This is a genomic window from Cupriavidus sp. MEYA8 (genome assembly GCF_059278825.1).
On sequence record NZ_CM181221.1, the window covers coordinates 2,060,181 to 2,079,664 of the forward strand.

At 68.8% G+C, this 19,484-nt stretch carries 18 protein-coding genes; 9 read left to right on the top strand and 9 right to left on the bottom strand.

Annotated features, from left to right (window positions below):
* Window positions 1–14 precede the first annotated feature (14 nt).
* From AC5WJ1_RS09510 to AC5WJ1_RS09535, 6 genes are read right to left on the bottom strand one after another with little or no spacing between them, the layout of a single operon-like run.
* Window positions 15–422 (bottom strand): Zn-ribbon domain-containing OB-fold protein, encoded by a 408-nt coding sequence (locus tag AC5WJ1_RS09510; protein WP_494476047.1) that lies wholly within the window; start codon window positions 420–422, stop codon window positions 15–17.
* Between the two features lie 4 nt (window positions 423–426).
* The gene (locus AC5WJ1_RS09515; protein ID WP_135705424.1) at window positions 427–1,590 is read right to left on the bottom strand and encodes a thiolase family protein; all 1,164 of its coding nucleotides are present in this window, start codon (window positions 1,588–1,590) and stop codon (window positions 427–429) included.
* A 19-nt stretch (window positions 1,591–1,609) separates the two neighbouring features.
* The gene (locus AC5WJ1_RS09520; protein ID WP_494476048.1) at window positions 1,610–2,590 is read right to left on the bottom strand and encodes a Bug family tripartite tricarboxylate transporter substrate binding protein; all 981 of its coding nucleotides are present in this window, start codon (window positions 2,588–2,590) and stop codon (window positions 1,610–1,612) included.
* Window positions 2,591–2,632: 42 nt separating this feature from the next.
* Entirely contained in the window at window positions 2,633–3,760 is a 1,128-nt protein-coding gene (locus AC5WJ1_RS09525) for an acyl-CoA dehydrogenase family protein (RefSeq protein ID WP_135705425.1), read from the bottom strand.
* 14 nt (window positions 3,761–3,774) lie between these two features.
* Window positions 3,775–4,971, bottom strand: coding sequence for an acyl-CoA dehydrogenase family protein (locus AC5WJ1_RS09530; RefSeq protein ID WP_494476049.1), 1,197 nt, complete (start codon window positions 4,969–4,971; stop codon window positions 3,775–3,777).
* A 10-nt stretch (window positions 4,972–4,981) separates the two neighbouring features.
* A complete protein-coding gene (locus tag AC5WJ1_RS09535) occupies window positions 4,982–7,144 on the bottom strand; it encodes an acetate--CoA ligase family protein (RefSeq protein ID WP_135705426.1) in 2,163 nt (720 codons plus the stop codon).
* 470 nt (window positions 7,145–7,614) lie between these two features.
* Here AC5WJ1_RS09535 and AC5WJ1_RS09540 point away from each other — a divergent pair, with 470 nt between their 5' ends.
* From AC5WJ1_RS09540 to AC5WJ1_RS09580, 9 genes are all read left to right on the top strand, one after another.
* Complete coding sequence (locus tag AC5WJ1_RS09540; protein WP_135705427.1) at window positions 7,615–8,367, top strand: GntR family transcriptional regulator; 753 nt, start codon at window positions 7,615–7,617, stop codon at window positions 8,365–8,367.
* Window positions 8,368–8,378: 11 nt separating this feature from the next.
* Window positions 8,379–8,780 carry a RidA family protein gene (locus tag AC5WJ1_RS09545; protein ID WP_135705428.1) on the top strand — a complete coding sequence of 134 codons (402 nt, stop codon included), beginning with the start codon at window positions 8,379–8,381 and terminating at the stop codon, window positions 8,778–8,780.
* A gap of 5 nt (window positions 8,781–8,785) precedes the next feature.
* Window positions 8,786–9,790 carry an amidohydrolase family protein gene (locus tag AC5WJ1_RS09550; protein ID WP_133096394.1) on the top strand — a complete coding sequence of 335 codons (1,005 nt, stop codon included), beginning with the start codon at window positions 8,786–8,788 and terminating at the stop codon, window positions 9,788–9,790.
* 1 nt (window position 9,791) lies between these two features.
* Window positions 9,792–11,030 (top strand): Rieske 2Fe-2S domain-containing protein, encoded by a 1,239-nt coding sequence (locus tag AC5WJ1_RS09555; protein ID WP_133096395.1) that lies wholly within the window; start codon window positions 9,792–9,794, stop codon window positions 11,028–11,030.
* Window positions 11,031–11,076: 46 nt separating this feature from the next.
* The gene (locus AC5WJ1_RS09560; RefSeq protein ID WP_255519695.1) at window positions 11,077–12,090 is read left to right on the top strand and encodes a tripartite tricarboxylate transporter substrate-binding protein; all 1,014 of its coding nucleotides are present in this window, start codon (window positions 11,077–11,079) and stop codon (window positions 12,088–12,090) included.
* Window positions 12,091–12,124: 34 nt separating this feature from the next.
* Window positions 12,125–13,093 carry a PDR/VanB family oxidoreductase gene (locus AC5WJ1_RS09565; RefSeq protein WP_494476050.1) on the top strand — a complete coding sequence of 323 codons (969 nt, stop codon included), beginning with the start codon at window positions 12,125–12,127 and terminating at the stop codon, window positions 13,091–13,093.
* A gap of 67 nt (window positions 13,094–13,160) precedes the next feature.
* Window positions 13,161–13,967 (top strand): crotonase/enoyl-CoA hydratase family protein, encoded by an 807-nt coding sequence (locus AC5WJ1_RS09570; protein WP_133096398.1) that lies wholly within the window; start codon window positions 13,161–13,163, stop codon window positions 13,965–13,967.
* A 4-nt stretch (window positions 13,968–13,971) separates the two neighbouring features.
* Window positions 13,972–15,342 (top strand): 3-hydroxyacyl-CoA dehydrogenase, encoded by a 1,371-nt coding sequence (locus AC5WJ1_RS09575; protein WP_135705431.1) that lies wholly within the window; start codon window positions 13,972–13,974, stop codon window positions 15,340–15,342.
* A 199-nt stretch (window positions 15,343–15,541) separates the two neighbouring features.
* Entirely contained in the window at window positions 15,542–16,609 is a 1,068-nt protein-coding gene (locus AC5WJ1_RS09580; RefSeq protein ID WP_135705432.1) for a porin, read from the top strand.
* Between the two features lie 20 nt (window positions 16,610–16,629).
* On the opposite strand, the gene AC5WJ1_RS09585 is transcribed toward AC5WJ1_RS09580, so the two are convergent.
* The 3 genes from AC5WJ1_RS09585 to AC5WJ1_RS09595 all read right to left on the bottom strand — a co-directional run bounded on the left by AC5WJ1_RS09585 (window position 16,630) and on the right by AC5WJ1_RS09595 (window position 19,385).
* Window positions 16,630–17,430 (bottom strand): GntR family transcriptional regulator, encoded by an 801-nt coding sequence (locus tag AC5WJ1_RS09585; RefSeq protein WP_135705433.1) that lies wholly within the window; start codon window positions 17,428–17,430, stop codon window positions 16,630–16,632.
* 156 nt (window positions 17,431–17,586) lie between these two features.
* Window positions 17,587–17,967, bottom strand: a complete 381-nt coding sequence (locus AC5WJ1_RS09590; RefSeq protein ID WP_135705434.1) for a hypothetical protein — start codon at window positions 17,965–17,967, stop codon at window positions 17,587–17,589.
* A gap of 314 nt (window positions 17,968–18,281) precedes the next feature.
* Window positions 18,282–19,385, bottom strand: a complete 1,104-nt coding sequence (locus AC5WJ1_RS09595) for a mandelate racemase/muconate lactonizing enzyme family protein (RefSeq protein WP_494476051.1) — start codon at window positions 19,383–19,385, stop codon at window positions 18,282–18,284.
* Between the last annotated feature and the right edge of the window lie 99 nt (window positions 19,386–19,484).

Here is a 19,484-nt window from a genome sequence, read left to right on the forward strand (position 1 = left end):
CAAGCTCTCCCAGGTCATGCGGGTGTGAACATTGGCACCGCGTGGCCGCCATCGCTCGCCCTGAACACCACCCGCACGCGCTGGCCGATGGCCAGCTCGCGCGGATCGCAGTCCACCAGGTTGCTCATCATGGTCACGCCCTCGTCGAGCTGGATGAAGGCCAGCGTGTAGGCCGCCTCGGCCCGCCCCATGGTGCTGTACGAATAGACCGTGCCGTGGCCGCTGGCCTCGCGCCATTCGGTGCGCAGGGACTGGCAGTGCGGACAGACGTCGCGCGGGTAGTGATGCGCCTCGCCGCAGTCCAGGCAGAACTTGACCAGCAGGCGGCCCTGGTCGGCGGCCTCCCAGAAAGGAAGGCTCTCTGGCAGCGTGCGCGGCGCGGGGATCCTGCGCGCGGCGGTGTTGGTAGTCGTGGTGCTCATGGTTTCAAACCCTTTCCAGGATGAGCGTGGCCGCGGTGTGGCGCGAGGCAAGCGCGCCGCCGATGCCGCTGGCCAGCGCCAGGTCGCAGTTCTTGACCTGCACGGCGGGATGCGCTTCGCCGCGCAGCTGGCGGACGGCCTCGATCACCTTGGTAACGCCGCCGCGATTGGCCGGGTGGTTGTTGCACAGCCCGCCGCCGTCGGTGTTGAAAGGCAGCCTGCCCACGCCGGAGATCAGGCCGCCGTCGGCGACGAATTTGCCACCCTCGCCCTTCTTGCAGAAGCCGAGGTCTTCCAGCTGCATCAGCACGGTGATGGTGAAGCTGTCGTAGAGCGATGCGTACTTGATGTCGGCCGGCGTCACCCCGGCTTCGGCGAATGCCGCGGGGCCGGACCACGCGGCCGCGGACCAGGTCAGGTCGATCTTGCCGCCCATGGCGTGCTTGGGTGCCTCGCCAGCGCCCTTCACCTTGACCAGCGGGCGCTTGAGCTGCCTGGCGATCTCGGGACGCGCCACGATCAGCGCGCCGCCGCCGTCGCTCATCACGCAGCAGTCGAGCCGGTGCAGCGGATCCGAGACCATGGGCGAATTCACCACGTCTTCCACCGTCACCACATTGCGCAGCATCGCGTGCGGGTTGTGCCGGGCATGGTGCGAGGCGGCAACCTTGATCCACGCCAGCTGCTCGCTGGTGGTGCCGAATTCGTGCATGTGGCGCCGGGCCACCAGGCCATACAGATTCTGCGTGGCCGGCCCGAACGGCAACTCGAAGGCCAGCTCCGGCGCGTCCGGGTCCGGCGCCTTGAGCGAGAGCGCCGCGCCCGCCGCGCGGGGGCGCCCGGCCAGCGTGATCAGCGCCACGTTGCAGCGCCCCGCGGCAATCGCCTCGGCGGCGTGGGCCACGTGCAGGATCGGCGCCGAGCCGCCGCATTCGGTGGAATCGACGTGGCGCGGGCGCAGGCCGAGGTATTCGACGATGGTGGTGGTGCCGAGCCCCGGCGCATCGCCGGCGCAGAAGTAGCCGTCGATATCGCTCGCCGAGAGGCCGGCATCGGCCAGCGCCCCGAGGGCGACGTCGGCGTGCAGGCGGGCAACGGAAAGATCGTCGGCCTTGCGGGTGGGGTGCTCGTAGGCCCCCACGATGTATGCGGATCCGTTCAGAGTCATAGCGGGATGGATGGAGGGGTCACTGTTCGGGCTTGAAGCCGCTGGCCTTGATGACGGGGCCCCAGTAGGCCAGCTCTTTGCGCTGCAGGCGGTCCAGGTCCGCGGCGTCGCGGTAGTCCGGCTGCAGCACCGCCTTTTCTTCCAGCATGCTGCGCGCGTCGGGCATGGCCAGCACCTTGCCGAGCGCCGTCTGCATGCGTTCGAGTTCGGCCTTGGGCGTCTTCGCCGGCGCCCAGACGCCGGTCCAGGCCTCGCCGGCATCTACCTTGACGCCCTGCTCGGCCACCGTGGGCACGTCGGGCAGCAACGGCGAGCGCCTGGCGCCGAACACGCCGATGATGCGCACCTTGCCGCCGCGCGTGTGCGGCAGGATGTCGCCGGCGGTCATCACCGCGGCGGCCAGCTGGCCGCCGATCAGGTCTGTCGCCAGCGGCCCGTTGCCCTTGTACGGCACCACGTTCAGCGGCACGCCGGCTGCCTTGCCGAACTGCAGCCCGGTAAAGTGCGTCTGGCCGCCAAGGCCGGCGCTGCCGAACACGGTTTCCTTGGGATGCGCCTTGAGCCAGGCCACGTATTCCCTGACGTTGGTCACGCCGGTCTGGCTGCTCACCACCAGCGCCAGCGGGTAGGAAATCACCACGGCGACGGGGCTCAGGTCGGTCAGCAGGTCGTACTTGAGCGTTGCCGGCGGATAGAGCAGCGTCGGGAAGATCGCGGTGGCATTCGGCGCGACCATATAGGTCAGCCCATCGGGCGCGCTGTGCTTGAGCATGCCGGTGGCGATGCGGCCGCCCGCGCCGGGCTTGTTGTCGACGATCACCACCTGGCCGAGCACGCCTTGCAGCTTGTCTGCCAGCACGCGGGCGACGGTATCGGTGGAGCCGCCCGGCGGAAAGCCCACCAGCAGCCGGATCGGCGGCTTTTCCTGGGCGTGGGCCGCGAGGCAGAAGCCCAGCGCCAGCGCGCAGCACACCGTCCTGAGGGTCTTGAAAATGGCCATGCCTTGTCTCCTTTTATCTTTATGGATGCGCCGTCCGGGCGGCTACGCTTGTCCGCCGAAGCGGCGCAGGTGATGCGAGGCGTCGCCGAACAGCTGGTTGATCACCATCAGCCGCTTGGCGTAGTGCCCCACGCGGCATTCGTCGGTCATGCCCATGGCACCGTGCATCTGGATGGCCCACTGCCCGAGCTGGCGGCCGGCCTGGCCGGCCAGCACCTTGGCCGCGGACACCAGCCGGCGCCGTTGTGCCGGCTCGCCTTCCTGCACCGCCATGGCGGCCGCGCAGGCCATCGACTTGCCCTGCTCCAGCGCGATCAGCATGTCGGCGATGCGGTGCTGCAGCACCTGGAACTTGGCCAGCGTGGAGCCGAACTGCTTGCGGGTCTTGAGCTGCTCGGCAGTCAGCTCGATCAGCGCTTCCAGCGCGCCCACCGCCTCCGCGCACAGCATGGCGCTGGCGCGGTCGGTGGCGGCCTCGACCAGTGGCAGCGCTGCGCCGGCCTCTCCCACCAGGGCATCGGCCGCTACGCGCACGCCACGCAGCGTCAGGTGTGCGGCGCGGCGCCCGTCGAGCGTGCTGAATTCCCTGAGCGAAAGGCCCGAAGTGCCCGCCTCGACCAGAAAGAGCGAGAGGCCCGCAGCATCGTCGGCATCGCCGGCGGTGCGCGCGACAACCAGAAACACGTCCGCGCTGCCGGCCTCCAGCACCAGGGTCTTGGTGCCGTCCAGCACCCAGCCAGCGCCATCGCGCCGCGCCAGCGTGGTGACGCGGGACAGGTCGTAGCGCGCATCGGCTTCACTGCATGCCAGCGCCATGCGCGCTTCGCCTCCGGCGAGGGCCGGCAGCCAGCGTTGTCGCTGGGCCTGGCTGCCCGCCTCGTCCAGCAGCTGGCCGGCCAGCACCACGCTGGAGAGCCAGCCCGCGCCACCCAGCGCGCGGCCGAGTTCCTGCGCCACCAGCATCATTTCCACGGGGCCCTGCGCACTGCCGCCGACATCGTCGGCCAGCGGCAGCCCGAGCAGGCCCAGATCGGCCATGCCGGCCCAGCGCGCGGCGGCCAGTTCCGCCGGCTCGGCCTCGCCGCGTTGGTGGGCGGGATACTCGCCGTCGCAGAATCGGCGCACCGCATCGCGCAGCGCCAGGTGTTCGTCGCTAAGAGAAAAATCCATGGTCGGGTACGGTGTCAGGCCGAAAGGAAGGCCTTGCTGATCAGGTTGCGCTGCACTTCATTGACGCCGCCGTAGATCGACAGCTTGCGCGCATCGAGGTAGTTGGCCGCCAGCGCGGCGAGCTCCGGCGGACTGGCTGCGTCCGCGCCATCACCGGCACCACCCAGCAGCGCGGCCTCGTCGAACGGCACCGCATGCGGGCCGGCGATTTCCACCAGCAGCTCATAGATGGCCTGGCGCAATTCGGTGCCGCGCACCTTCAGCATAGAGGCCTCGACGGCCGGCACGCGGCTTTGCTGGTTCGGGCTCAGCAGGCGCAGCGCGGTGAATTCAAGCGCCATCAGCTCGATCTCGAACTGCGCGAGCCGCGACTGCAGCACCGCGTCGTGCTCCAGTCCCTGCTGCACCGCCAGCGCACGTGCCCGCTCGAGCTGCTGCTTGCACGAGCCGATGCCGGCGATGCCGGTGCGCTCATGGCCCAGCAGGTACTTGCCGTAGGACCAGCCCTTGTGCAGCTCGCCGACCAGGTTCTCGACCGGCACGCGCACGTTGTCCAGGTAGCACTCGTTGAGGTCGGTGCCGCCTTCGAGCATGCGGATCGGGCGCACTTCCACGCCGGGCGACTTCATGTCGATCAGCAGGAAGGAGATGCCCTCCTGCGGCTTGGCGGCATCGGGATCGGTGCGGACCAGCGCGAACATCATCGAGCACCAGTGCGCGTAGGAGGTCCACACCTTGTGCCCGTTCACGACGAAATGCTTGCCGTCGGATTCCAGCACCGCCGTCGTGCGCACCGCTGCCAGGTCCGAACCGGCTCCCGGCTCTGAGAAACCCTGCGCCCACCAGGTATTGCTCTGCCGGATGTCCGGCAGGTATCTGGCCTTTTGCTCGGGCGTGCCGAAGGCAATCAGCACCGGGCCCAGCATCTGGATACCGCTGGCGATGATGCGCGGCGCGCCGCCGAGCATGGTCTCTTCGTCGAACAGGTAGCGCTGCACGTGGGTCCAGCCCGGGCCGCCGTGCTCGACCGGCCAGCCCGGCGTGAGCCAGCCGCGCGCTTCCAGGATGCGGAACCAGGTCACGTAGTCGGCGTGTTCGAGGCGCAGGCCGAGTTCGACCTTGCGCTTGATGGAGGCCGGCAGGTGCGCCTTCACGAAGGCGCGCACTTCCTGGCGAAAGGCTTCTTCTGCGGGGGAAAATGTCAGTCTCATCGTGCTTGCCTCATGCGTGCGGCTTCATGACCACCGCCTGCGGCTGCAGGACCACCAGCGCATCCAGCGCCAGCACGCGGTCCGGGTAGGCCACCAGCGGATTGATGTCGATCTCCGCAAGCCCGGGATTGGCCCGCATCTGCTCGCCGATCAGCGCGACCACTTTGGCGATGGCCGCGGTGTCGACCGCAGCCGCGCCACGGATGCCGCGCAGCAGCGATGCCGCCTTCAGCCGGCCGAGTTCCTGCAGGATGTCGGCCTCGGCCAGGTCGGCCGGCAGTAGCCGCACGTCCTTCAGCGCCTCGATCCAGATGCCGCCCAGGCCCACCAGCACCACCGGCCCCCAGTCGGCATCGCGCCGCGCGCCAACCACCAGTTCGAGCCCGCGCGGGCCCATGGCCTCGACCAGCACGCCGTCCAGGCGCAGGCCGGGACGGTGCTTGCCGATGTTGTCGTGCAGCTGCTGCCAGCCGGCACGCAAGGCCGCCTCGCCCGCCAGCCCGACGATCACGCCGCCGACGTCGCTCTTGTGCGGCAGCTCGCTGGCCTGCGCCTTGATCACCACCGGATAGCCGATGCGCGCGGCCACTGCGACGGCCTCGTCCGCGGTGGCGGCGAGGCCACCCTGCGGCACCGGCAGCCCGGCGCCGGCGAGCCAGGCCTTGCCCTGGTACTCGGCAAACACACCCGAGGGTGGCACCGGGCCGGGCAGCGGCAGCGCCCGTGGCGCGCCCTGCGTGGCACGGTGCGCACGCTGCAGCGCCTCGCCGTAGGCGGCCACGCGCGCCAGCGCGCGCAGCGCGCGGTCCGGCGAACGGAAGAACGGCACGCCGCTGGCGCGGATCGCCTCCACGAAGAACGGTTCGATCGGTCCGCTGTCGCCGGTCACCACCAGCACCGCCGGCTTGTCCGCGCGGGCCAGCGCCGGCACGATGTGCTCGGCCTTGTCGCGCTGGGCCACCTCCGGGCCGGCCGGAATGCCCAGCACGATGCTGCCGATGTTGGGATCGGCCAGCATGGTCAGCAGGATGTCGCCGATCAGGCCGGGCTGGCGCACGCCGATGGTGGTGTAGTCCAGCGGATTCTCCGCGACGGCATAGCCGGGCAGCATTTCGGTAAGGCGCTGCGTGGTCGGCGCGGTCAGCGCCGGCAGCTCCAGGCCGAGTCCGTCGCAGAAGTCGAGCGCGATGTTCTTCATCGCACCCGATCCGGTCATAAAGGCCGGCCCGCCGCTGGGCGGAACCGGAAAACGCAGCAGGATCGCCGCTGTGTCGAACAGTTCGTCGAGCGCATCGACCAGCACCACCGCCTCGCGCGCCAGCAGCACCGACGCCGTGGCGTGGTCGCCGGCCAGCGCGCCGGTATGCGACTGCGCGGCCTCGCGCGCCCGCGCACTGCGGCCCGGCATCAGCATCACCACGGGCTTGCCGGCGGCGCGGGCTGTGCGCGCCAGCTGCAGGAACAGGCCCGGCCTGCGCACCTGCTCGGCGTAGACCGCGATGACGCGCGTCTGCGGATCGGCGATGTAATACGAGAGCACGTCCTCGATGCCGACCGACGCCTCGTTGCCCGTGGACACCGTGGCGGTCATCGGCAACCCGCGGCCGATGAAGGCATCGCGCAGGTTGGCCGCCATCGCGCCGCTCTGCGCCACCACGCCGATGCCGGGACGGCCGCCGCAGGGATATGGCTGCACCGGCTCGAAGGTCACCGGCACGCCGGCCTCGAAGTTGGTGAAGCCCATGCAGTTGGGGCCCAGCAGCAGGATGCCGGCCGCACGCGCGGCGGCAGCCAGCTCCTCCTGCTTCGCACGGCCTTCGTCGCCGGTCTCGGCATAGCCCGAGGCAAACAACACCGCCGCGCTGGCACGGCGCTCGGCCAGCGCCCGCACGGCATCCAGCACGCCGGCTTCGGGAATCGCCAGCACGGCCAGGTCGATGCCTTCCGGCAGTTCATCCACGCTCTTCACGCAGGCACGGCCGTTGATCTCGGTACTGCTGCGGCTGACCAGGTGGATGGCGCCGGCATAGCCGAAGCGCTCCAGGTTATCGAGCACGAAGCCGCCAAACGACCTCGGGTCCGCCGAGGCGCCGACGATGGCGATCGAACGCGGCTTCAGGATGCGATCCACCGGCACCAGTTCGGATGCAGGGGCGGGAGTGTGACTGTTCATGGAATTGCAGCTTCCAGTTGGATGGTGCGGCCCGGGCCATGCAGGCCCCACGCAGCCATGGTTGGTTCGTGACCGGGTTGGTTGAATTCATTCTGGCATACCAGAACACCAATTTCAACACACCACATAAATTTCTTGGCATTCACCGATCGGTGTTTTCCCTAGGCGGAGATTGCGCACCCGAGCGCGGCGCGGCGCCGAAGGCACTGCTTCCCAGGCCGCTTCCGCAGCAACAGATTAGGACGCGCTTTCCGCACCAGCAAAGGCTTTGCTGCGAATTCCGAGCCGGAGCAACAGCTTGCCGAGGCGGCGACGGCATGCATCGATGGGCCCGAAACCAGCACTTTGCCAGCGGCGTATCAGCCTCAACCTAACTGGATGCCTGAAATCTCTGTTTGCATACCACAAAGCATGTGTTGTATATTTTTTCGCATACAGAGCTGGCTTCGCCCCGACAGAAAGAAACGCCGATGACTCCGCACACTCCTCACCCGCACACGCCCGCCCCGACGGCAGGCACCGGCGCTGCTGACGCCCCGGCACGTGCCGGCCTGGCCAACGACATACGGGCCACGCTCGAGGATGAGGTCGAGAAGGGTGTGCTGACGCCCGGCGCGCTGCTGGACGAGCGCGCGCTGGCAGACCGCTTCGGCGTGTCGCGCACGCCGGTGCGCGAGGCGCTGCAGCAACTGGCCGCGCGCGAGCTGGTATGCATGTCGCCGCGCCAGGGCGCCACGGTGGCGCGCATGTCGATCGCCAGGGTGCGGGCGATGCTCGAGTACGTGGGAGAACTGGAGGCGCTGAGCGCCAGGCTGGCCGCGCGGCGCATCGACGAAACCGTGCAGGCGGCGCTGGACGAGGGTCTGCGCTGCTGCCAGGCAGCCGCCGACAGCGGCGACGCCGCCGGCTACGCGGCCGCCAACGTGGTGTTCCACGAGGCCATCTATGCCGGCAGCCGCAACGACTTCCTGGCCGACCACATCCGCCACGCGCGCCGGCGCCTGCAGCGCTACCGCACGCGCGACTTCATCAGCCCGGCGCAGATCGCCAGGTCGCTGCACGACCACCAGCAGATCGCCCGCGCCATCCAGGCCGGCGACGAAACCCAGGCCGGCAAGGCGATGCTGCTGCACGTGCCGGCCGGCACCACCGGCTTTTCCGAATTCCTGGCCACCGTGCCCCGCCATTTCTTCGACGGCGACCACGGCGCCGACATCTCCTGACAGAGGACTCCATGACCCGCCCGGCTCGCTCACTCGATGTTCCCGGCCTCGCGCACAAGGCTCCGATCCCGGTCGGCGCGCGCGTGGGCAACCTGATCTGCACGTCGGCGATCGCCGGCAAGGATGCGCGCACCGGCGAGCTGCCGCCAGACGCCGCCGCGCAGGCCGCGCTCGCCTTCCACAACCTGCAGGGCGTGCTCGATGCCGGCGGTGCCTCGCTCGCCGATGTGCTCAAGCTCACCGTGTACGTGAAGGACGACAGCGTGCGCGATGCCATCAACGGCGCATGGCTGCGCTGCTTCCCGGACCCGCGCGACCGCCCCGCGCGGCACATCGTCGTGCACGACCTCCAGCACGGCATGTTGCTGCAACTCGAATGCCTGGCCGTGGTGGCCAGCGATACCCAAGGCTGAAACCCATGATCATCGATTCCCACGCCCACATCGTCATGCCCCCCGAAAGCTTCCGCTACATGGCGGAACTGGTCGGCGGCCGCGCCAACCCCTCGACCACGCCGCGCATCCCCGATGAATCGGTGCGCAAGGTCGCCGAGGAGCTGGTGCGCAGCATGGACAACGTCGGCACCGACGTGCAGTTCATCTCGCCACGCCCCTACCTGCAGATGCATTCGGTCAAGCCCGGCCGCGTCACGGAACTGTGGTCGCGCCACTGCAACGACCTGATCGCGCGCTTCGTCGAGCTGTTCCCCGACCGCTTCCGCGGCGTGGCGGGCCTGCCCCAGTACATGGACGAATCGCCGGCGCTGCGCGCGGTGCCCGAGCTGGAACGCTGCGTCAAGGAACTGGGCTTTGTCGGCTGCCTGATCAATCCGGATCCCACCGAAGGCGAAGGCCCGACCCCGCCGGGGCTGGGCGACCCGTTCTGGCATCCGCTTTACGACGCCATGACGCGACTGGACGTGCCGGGCCTGATCCACTCCGCGGGCAGCTGCAGCGCGCGCGAGTCGTACACGCTGAAGTTCATCAACGAGGAAAGCATCGCCATCGTCTCGCTGCTGGGCGCCAAGGTGTTCGACAAGTACCCGGACCTGAAGATCGTGGTGGCACACGGCGGCGGCGCGATTCCCTACCAGATGGGCCGCTTCCGCGCGTGGAACGTGCGCAAGGGCGAAGCCACCAGTTTCGACGACCAGCTCAGGCACCTGTACTTCGACACCTGCAACTACTCGCGCGAGGCGATCGAGCTGCTGCTCAAGGTGGCCGGCACCGACAACGTGCTGTTTGGCACCGAGAAGCCCGGCACGGGTAGCGCGCGCGACCCGGTCTCGGGCCGCGACTTCGACGACATGAAGCCGGTGATCGAAAGCATCGACTGGCTGACCGAGGAACAGCGCCGCAATATCTTCGAGTGCAACTGCACCCGCCTCTACTCACGCGCCTTCCGCAAGGACGAGGAGTGCTGACATGGCAATGACCCGCGAAGACAACGACCTGCTCACCCGCGTCGAGGGCGGCGCGCCGATGGGCGAGATGATCCGCCAGCACTACTGGCTGCCGGCGGTGCCGTCGGCCAAGCTGGTGGCAGACGGCGCGCCGGTGCGCGTGCGCCTGCTGGGCAGCAACTATGCGGCCTTCCGCGCCACCGACGGCAGCGTGGGCGTGGTCGACGAATTGTGCCCGCACCGCAAGACCTCGTTGCTGATGGGCCGCAACGAAGACAACGGCCTGCGCTGCATCTTCCACGGCTGGAAGCTCAACACCCGCGGCGAGGTAGTGGAGGCGCCCAACCACACCGGCGAGCAGGCGCAGTTCTGCAAGCACGTGCGCGTCAACCGCTATGCGGTGGAGGAGCGCGGCGGCATCGTCTGGGTGTGGCTGGGCAAGGGCGAGCAAGCGCCGAAGTTCCCCGACCTGCCATTTACCACCCTGCCGGAAGACCAGCGCTCGGTCACCAGCCAGGAAGTGCCGACCAACTGGGTCCAAGGCGTGGAAGCCTCGATGGATTCTTCGCATGTCGGCGTGCTGCACGAGTCCACCACGCAGATCACCGCCGGCTCCGGCAACGAGCGCCTGCACATGACGCAGGCCCTGGCGCCGCGGCTGGAATTCGAGGACCGGCCCTACGGCTACCGTTATGCGGCCATCCGCCCCCTGGCCGACGACAAGGTCTATGCCCGCGTCAACAACTTCGTGATGCCGTGGTACGGGATCATCTGCGCCCCCGACGCGAAGGGTCCCGGCACGGTGTTCTTCTCGACGCCTGTCGACGACGTCACGCACCGCGCCTGGTTCGTCCACTTCAATCCGCACCGGCCGCTGGGCATGACGGTGATGTCGGCCACGCCGGACGTGTGGGACTTCCCGCCGCTGCCGCCGGGCGGCCCCGACAACAACTGGGGACAGAACCGCGACCTGATGCGGCGCGGCCACGCCACCGGCTTCCCGCAGCACCTGGGGACCGAAGACTTCGCCATGTTCCTGGGCCAGGGCCCGATCGCCGACCGCACCACCGAACAGTTGTGCTCGGCCGACGGCGCCGTGCTGCGCGTGCGCCAGGCGCTGCTGAAGTCCGTGCGCGAGTTCATGGCCGGCAAGACCCCCACGCTGGCGGACAGCCCCGAGCTCGACTACGCGCAAGCGGTATCAGTGGGCGGCGTGCTGCCCGCCGGCACGGACTGGCGCGTGCTGACCCAGGCGGGCTGAAGCGCGCCGGCACGGAAAACAAAGACAAAGAGAAACGGAGACAAGCATGACAAGCATGTGCCGACGCCGGCTGTTGCTGGCGGCCTGTGCCGCCATCGCCGCCCCAGCCGCCCCAGCCGCCCCAGCCGCCCCAGCCGCCCCCGCGGCGGCGCATGCCGGCATGCAGGGCAAACCCGTGATCCGTATTCTGCTCGGGCTGCCGCCCGGCGGCGGCACCGACGCGATCGCCCGCTACTTCGCCGACCGGCTGCCCGCGCTGCTGGACCAGCCCGTCATCATCGAAAGCCATGTCGGCGTGGGCGGCCGCATCGCGGCCGATATGCTGATGGCGGCCAGGCCCGACGGCCTGACCTACATGATCGCCCCCAACGCGACGCCGACCTTCCAGACCCTGGTGTTCGGCAAGCAGCTCAAGTGGGACCTGTGGCGCGACTTCGCGCCGGTGGCCGGGCTGGTGTCATACCCGCTGGGCATGGCCGTGCGCCCGGATACCGGCAAGAACGCGCAGGAGTTCATCCGCTGGGCCAAAAGCCATCCAGCCGAGGCCTTCGGCACGCCCGGGCTGGGCGGGCAGAACCACTTCCTCGGCATGCAGTTCGCGCGGGCGGCCGGCATCACGCTGACTGCGGCGCCCTACAAGGGTACCCCGCCGATGATCACCGACCTGGTGGGCGGCCATGTGCCCGCGGCCGTCACGCTGCTGGACGACATGATGAAGTACCACCGCAGCGGCAAGGTCCGCGTGATCGGCATCTTCAGCCCGAAGCGATCGCCGCTGGCGCCCGAGATCCCGACCATGGCCGAGCAAGGCGTGAACATGCCGTTCGCCGAAGGCTGGACCGCGATGTGGGCGCCCGCCCGGACCCCGCCGGCCGAACTTGAGCGCATGCAGCAAGCCCTGCGCAAGATCCTGTCCGCACCCGGGACCGCGACGTTCCTGATGCAGCGCCTGTCGGTCGTGCCCGACTACCTCAACGCCGCGGACATGGCCCGCCGGCAGCGCGCCGAACTGGCGACGTGGGAACCCATCATCAGGTCGTCCGGCTTCCGCCCGGAATAACAGCGTTCCGACAGGAAGAACCGAAGGAAGCACCATGAGCAATTCCGAAACACTGCAGGTGAGGGTCAAGTCCATGGCCTGGGAGGCCGACGGCATCCTGAGCTACGAGCTGTGGCCCGAGCCGCCGCGCAAGGCGCTGCCGCCGTTCTCGGCCGGCTCCCATATCGACGTGCACCTGCCCAATGGCCTGATCCGCAACTACTCGCTGCTCAACGCGCCGCACGAGCGGCACCGCTACGTGATCGGCGTGAACAAGGACCCGAACAGCCGCGGCGGCTCGCGCTACCTGCACGAGGTGCTGCGCCCCGGCGATACGCTGGCGATCAGCGCCCCACGCAACAACTTCCCGCTCGAGGAGTCGGCCGCGCTGAGTGTGTTTATCGCGGGCGGCATCGGCATTACGCCGATCCTCGGCATGATCCGCCGCCTGCAGGCGCTCGGCCGGCACTGGCAGCTGCACTACGCAGCGCGCACGCGCCGCAATGCCGGCTTCCTCGACGCCGTGCAGGCGCTGCGCGATGACGCCAACGCCGAAGTGCAGCTGTGCTTCGACCGCGAGCCCGGCGGGCGCATGCTGGATATCGCCGGCATCGTCCGTGCGCTGCCGGCCAGCGCCCATGTCTATTGCTGCGGCCCGCTGCCGATGCTGGAAGCGTTCGAGCAGGCCACTACCGGCCTGCCGCCCGCGCAGGTCCACCGCGAGTACTTCGCGGCGCGCGAGAGCGCCGCCACCGAGGGCGGCTTCACCGTCGAGCTGGCCCGCAGCGGCCGCAGCGTCGAAGTGCAGGCGGGCCAGACCATCCTGGACTGCCTGCTCGGCCAGGGCATCGAGCCGCCGTATTCGTGCCAGGAGGGCATCTGCGGCACCTGCGAGGTGCGCGTGCTCGACGGCGTGCCGGACCATCGCGACCTGGTGCTCAGCGAGGCGGACAAGACCGCGAACCAACGCATGATGATCTGCTGCTCCGGCGCCAGGAGCCGCAAGCTGGTGCTGGACCTGTGACCGCCCCCATCCACCGATCGAATGAACGAACGAGCGATATCCGCTCCTGCCAACTGGAACTCCCATTATGAGCACTGAACTGGTTACCTATGAACTCGACGGGCCGGTCGCGCTGATCGGCCTCAACCGCCCCGACAAGCGCAACGCCATCAATGAAGACGTGGTGTGGGCGCTGCGCGATGCCGTGGTGCGCGCCGGCGAAGAAGCCAGCGTCGGCGTGCTGTTTGGCCATGGCAGCAACTTCTGCGCGGGCCTGGACCTGAAGGAAGCGCTGGCGCGCGCGGCCGGCGCCCTCGCCAACGCCCCGCGGCCACGCAAGCGCCAGCGGCATTCCTGGCACACCGTGTTCGACATCATCGCGCGCGGTCCCATTCCGTTCGTGGCCGCACTGCATGGCGCGGTGGTCGGCGGCGGGCTGGAGCTGGCCACCGCGGCGCACGTGCGCGTGGCGGATGAATCCGCCTTCTTCGGCCTGCCCGAAGGCCAGCGCGGCATCTTTGTCGGCGGCGGCGGAACGGTGCGCGTGCAGCGCGTGGTGGGCTACACCGTGATGGCCGACATGATGCTGACCGGCCGCCTGCTGTCGGCGGCCGAGGGCGAGCGCGAGCACATCGTGCGCTACGTTGTGCCGGCCGGGCAGGCGCTGGACAAGGCGCGCGAGCTGGCCGCCAGGATCGCCCGCAATACGCCCGACACCAACTGGCGCATCACCAATGTGCTGCCGCGCATCAACGACCTGTCGCATGACGACGGCCTGTTCATGGAGTACCTGAACTCGAACATGGAGCGTTCCCCCGAAACCGCCGAGCGGCTGCGCGAATTCGTCGAAGGGCGGGCCCAGCCGCTGGTCTCCCCGGCAGGCAAACAGGACTGAGGCCATGACAAACCCCACCCCTGCCCTTGCCGGCAACGCCGCGACCCAGCCGGAACGCGACGCCGCCGAGACCCACATCCGCCTGGCGCAGGCGGAAGCCTCCAGGATTCCCGACATTGCGGCGGAACTGCCGCTGCGCCCGGTAGAACACGTGGCCGTGATCGGCGCCGGCACCATGGGCGGCGGCATCGCCATGGCGCTTGCCAATGCCGGCATTCCCGTGACGGTGATCGATGCCGAGCCTGCCGCGCTGGAGCGTGGCCTGCAGCGCGTGCGCGACAACTATGCGGGCAGCGTCGCGCGCGGCCGGCTGCAGCAGGCGCAGATGGACGAGCGGCTTGCGCGGATCCGCGGCTCGGTCGAGCTCGCCGACGTGGCACGAGCCGACCTGATCGTGGAAGCCGTGTTCGAAGACATGGCGCTCAAGCAGGACATCTTCCGCAAGCTCGATGCGCTGGCCAAGCCCGGTGCGATCCTGGCCACCAATACCTCGGGGCTGGATGTGGACGCCATCGCCGCGGTCACGCAGCGGCCGCAGGATGTGGTCGGCGCGCATTTCTTCAGCCCGGCCCATGTCATGCGTTTGCTTGAGGTCGTGCGCGCGCAGCAGACTGCGCCGGACGTGATCGCGACGCTGATGGAGCTGGGACGCCGCCTGGGCAAGGTCTCGGTGCTCGCCCGCGTCTATCCGGGCTTTATCGGCAACGCGCTGTTCCGCAACTACACGCGCGAGGCGCACTTCCTGCTGGAGGAAGGCGCGCTGCCGCATGAAGTCGACCAGGCGCTGACACGCTTCGGCTATGCGATGGGGATCTTCGCCGTGCATGACATGGCCGGCAACGACGTGGGCTACCAGACCCGCAAGGCGCAGCTGGCCACCCGCCCCACCGACCGGCGCTGGAACGACCTGATCCTGAAGCTGACCGAGATGGGACGCCTGGGCCAAAAGTCCGGTGCGGGCTGGTATCGCTACGAACAAGGCAGCCGCACGCCGCAACGCGACCCGGCGGTCGAGCAGTTTATCGTCGACGAATCCGCCAGGCTGGGCATCGCGCGCCAGCCGGTTGACGAGGAAGAGATCCTTAAGCGCTGCCTGTACGGCATGATCAATGAAGGCGCGAAACTGCTCGAACAGGGCGTTGCGCTGCGCGCGAGCGATATCGACATCGTGTACGTGACCGGCTACGGCTTCCCGGCGCACCGCGGCGGACCGATGTACCTGGCGGACCAGCTGGGACTGGCCAGCGTCTGCGCGGATATCGAGCGCTTCCATGCCCGCCATGGCTACTGGTGGACCCCGTCCCCGCTGCTTCAACGCCTGGCGCGCGAAGGCCGTCGCTTCGCTGACCTCGAGCCGGGCCTCGTGCCGGCCTGAGTTTTCCACCCCTCGCCACCCCGACACCGTCCGATGCGTCCGATGGATTGCAGCCCTGCCTGGGCTGCGCCTCGGGCGCGGGTCCGTGCCGCCGGAAAACGCCGTTTCCGGCCATTTTGTTCATGCCGTTGATGCAATGGCACCCCGGTGCAGCGGCGGGATCAGCCGCGCAATCCGTTCATCCTGGAGGAGAAAAGCAATGAAAAAAAGCACCATCGGCATCGCGTGCGCCCTGGCCGGCCTGGCCGGCACGGCGCAAGCTTCGGTCACGCTGTACGGCGTGGTCGATGCCAACATCGAGTACAGCAACAACAACCTCGCGACGGGGCAGCCGGACGGCAAGTCAAAGGTAGCGCTCAGCTCAGGCGGCCTGTCGCCGAGCCGCTGGGGCCTGCGCGGGGTGGAAGACCTGGGCGGCGGCAAGCAGGCGATCTACGCGCTGGAAAGCGGCTTCAGCGTCGACACCGGCATTTCCACGCAGGGCGGCCGGCTGTTCGGGCGCCAGGCCTGGGTCGGACTCGCGGCCGGCGGGCACAAGCTGACCTTCGGCCGGCAATACTCGTCGCTGTTCCTGACCATGGCCAACTACTCGCCCACCGCGTATGCGACCCTGTACGAACCGGTGACCACCATCGCCGGCGCCGGGCTGCGCCAGGACAATATGGCGAAGTACCACGGCGACTTCGGCCCGCTGTCCACGGAACTGCACTGGAGTTTTGGCGAGCAGCCGGGCTCGATGACGGGATCCGCGGGCTACGGTGCCGGCGTGGACTACCGCATCGGATCGTTCGGCATTGCGGCGGCCTATGACAATGTGAACAGCGCGAAGGTGGCGGGCGACTACCAGCGGACGCAGAAAGCAGCACTGGGCCTGCGCTACCAGGTCACGCCGCAGTTGCTGGCCCAGGCCGCGTACCGCTACGGCAAGAACGATGTCGCGACGCCCGGCGCCATCGGGCGCGACGACCTCTGGTGGTTCGCCCTCAATTTCCAGGCCACTCCGGCGCTGCAGCTGACCGGCGCGGTCTACTACGACAACCTCAGGTCGGTCTATGGCGCCGCGGGCGATCCGGCCAACCCGTGGCAGGTCACGATGATCGCCGACTACAGCTTGTCCAAGCGCACCGACGTCTACCTCAGCGCAGCCTTCACCAAGAACGCGGCGCTCAACTTCGAGAACTTCAACGGGGCCACGGCGGCCTACCGGATCGCGCCCAGCGAGGACAGCCAGTTCGGCGTCGCCGCCGGCATACGGCACCGCTTCTGAGCGGCGGCGAGGCGCGTCAGTCAGGCCGTGCTGACGCGGCCCGGCATGCGCCGGGCGCGCGGCCTGGCTTCGCCCTCGTCTTCCGTCGCGGCGCGCCGGCCTCGCTTGCCGGCGGTCGCGGGCGCCATGCCGGCGGCCGGTCCGCTGTCGGTTTCGAGGTAGCTCATCGGCAGCGTCGACAGGAACTCCGAGAACCCGGTGGTGCCGACCGGCGCATGTTCCAGCATGGCCGCATGCGCCGCGGCCTCGTCGCCGCTCAGGATGGCATCGGCCAGGCGCTGGTGGTCCGCGAGCGCACGCTGGCGCTGGCCCTGGGTCAGGAAGATCTTCGGCCGGTAGCGCTGCATCAGCCGGCGGATGCCCTGGATCTGCTCGACCAGGTATTCGTTGTGGCTGCCGGCGTAGACCAGGTCATGAAAGCCGGCATTGGCCTCGGCGAATTTCTTGCCGTCTTCCTGGGAGAACGCCTCGGCGCACTGCTGCATGCTGGCCTTGAGCTGGAGGCGTTGCTCGTCGTCCATGCGGCGCGCGGCGAGCTTGGCGGCAACCGCTTCCAGCTCGCCAAGCAGTTCCAGCGTTTCCCGCAACTGTGTGATCGACATGCGCGAGACAAAGACCCCTACGCGCGGGGCGATGCGCACGAGATTCTGCACGGCGAGTTGCTGCAGCGCCTCCCGCACCGGCGTGCGCGATACGCCGAAGCGCTCTGCCAGGCTGCGCTCGTCCAGCGGCGTACCGGGAGGCAACGCACCGCTTTCGATCTCGGCCTCGATGGCCGCCCGGATCTCGGCGGCCATGCTTTGCTTCTGCGGTTGGGTCATGGCGGGTCGTTGGTATTTGTGGCCCGGCAAAGGGCCAGGAAGTTGCGTTGAAGTATACCAAATGGACCCGCTGGCATTCCAGTCACAGCACGGCGCTTTGGGCCGTGATGGCTTCCCCTCACGCCAGTCTCGACACCGGTGCGCGCGGCGCCGCACTCAGAAGTTCGTCTCGATCGCCATCCTGGCGCCGTCCGGCACCTGGTTCGGAATCACCCGGTGGGCAAGGATCGCGTAGTCGCGGGCAGCCGCCACCGACGTCGGACTCACCAGCCGCTTCGGGCCGCCCAGCCAGGCGAAGTGATCCTTGCCGTCGTCGCTGCTGAACCAGGCAAAGTCGCCGATGCGGTCGAGGCCGCGCTTCACCATCTTCAGCAGCGCCAGGGCTTCCTCTGAAACGCCGAGGTGCCGTCCTGTGTCATGGATGACCGTGGCCAGGTTGCGGAGCTTGTCGGTCGAGGTGCCGTCGCCGTTTGCCGGGTCAGGCACCAGTTCGACGACCAGAATCCCTTTGTGCGCGGTGATGCGTGCTTGATGCATGGCTTCTCCCAACGGATGGATGTCCCCTGTCGGCCAGATGCAATCAACAAGCAAGTTTGCTGCCAGGCCGTGCGGGATGTGCAGCGTACCTGCCTCGCATGACATTTCTGGGTGTGCGGCGCGGGCATCGACGCCGGCGGCTAGCCAAGCCACTCGCGGACGCCGGTGTGGCGGAATGGGTGTAGTGTTGGTACCGGCCCTGCACTTCCCGGAGACCGTTGGGCCGCAGGCAACTTTGCCTGCGTTGGATTGCCGACGTCGCCAGCCCAGGACAGGCACGGAACTGGTGCACGCGCTGTTCGGGGTGATGCCTTTCATCCGACCCGGTAGCGCCGGATCACCTCCGGATCGGGATCGATGCCCAGACCCGGCCCCTCTGGCACCCGAATCATCCCGTCCCGCGGCACCACCGCATCGCCGAGCACCCGGGCCTCCATGTCGAAGTAGCGCCATTCGATCATGGCACGCGCATCGCCCAGCGCCGCCGTGGCATGGATGCTGGCCAGCAGCCCGGGGCCGTCGTAGAAGGTGTGGACCATCACCTGCGTGTTGTGCGCCTCGGCCAGCGCGAACACCTTGCGCAGCGGGCTGATGCCGCCCATCTTGGCCGGGCTCGGCTGGATGACGTCGACCGCGCCGGCGCCGAGCATCTGGTGGAAGTCCATCAGCGTCGAGGCGTTCTCGCCCGCCGCCACGGCAATGCCGCATTGCCGGCGCAACGCGGCCAGGCCGGCGTAGTTCTCCGGTGGCCACAGCGGCTCCTCGAGCCAGCGCAGCGACAGCGGCGCCAGTGCGCGCGCCATGTCGATGGCCTCGGCCAGCGACCACGGACAGTTCACATCGAGCGTGATTTCGATATCGGGCCCGGCCGTCTCGCGCGCGGCCTGTACGACAGCGAGGTCGACCTCGTGCAGCTTGATGCTGCGGTAGCCGTCGGCGATCGCGCGCTGCGTGTTGGCCGCGATCGTCTCACGGTCGGCGTAGCGGATCAGGCTGGCATACGCCGGCAGTTGTTCCCGCCGCGTTCCGCCCAGCAGCCGGTACAGCGGCAGGCCGGCGGCCTTGCCACAGATGTCCCACAGCGCGATATCTAGCGCCGACAGCCCGTACATGATGGCGCCGCTGCGCCCGAAGACGTGGAACCGGCGCTGCAGGTCCAGGCTTAGCGCCTCGGGCTGCGTGGCATCCATGCCGAGGCACGCGGGCGCCAGCAGTTCGTCGAGCGCCGCCTTGACCATCGGGATGCCGATAAAGCCGAAGGTTTCGCCCCAGCCCACGATGCCGTCGTCCGTGGTCACCTTGACCAGCAGCGAATCGGCGGCCTGCAAACCCGCCCCGCCCCACACGCCGGCGGCGGAGACCCCGCCGACCGTGAATGGCACGCGCAGCACGATGGTGTCGATCGACGCAATCCGCATGGCTCGCCTCCCGTGGCCGCTGCAGCTTCCGAGGGCCGGCTGGCTGCATGGCTGCGTTCACTATAGGCAAGCGCGCGTTATCCCGCCCGCGCCGCAGCA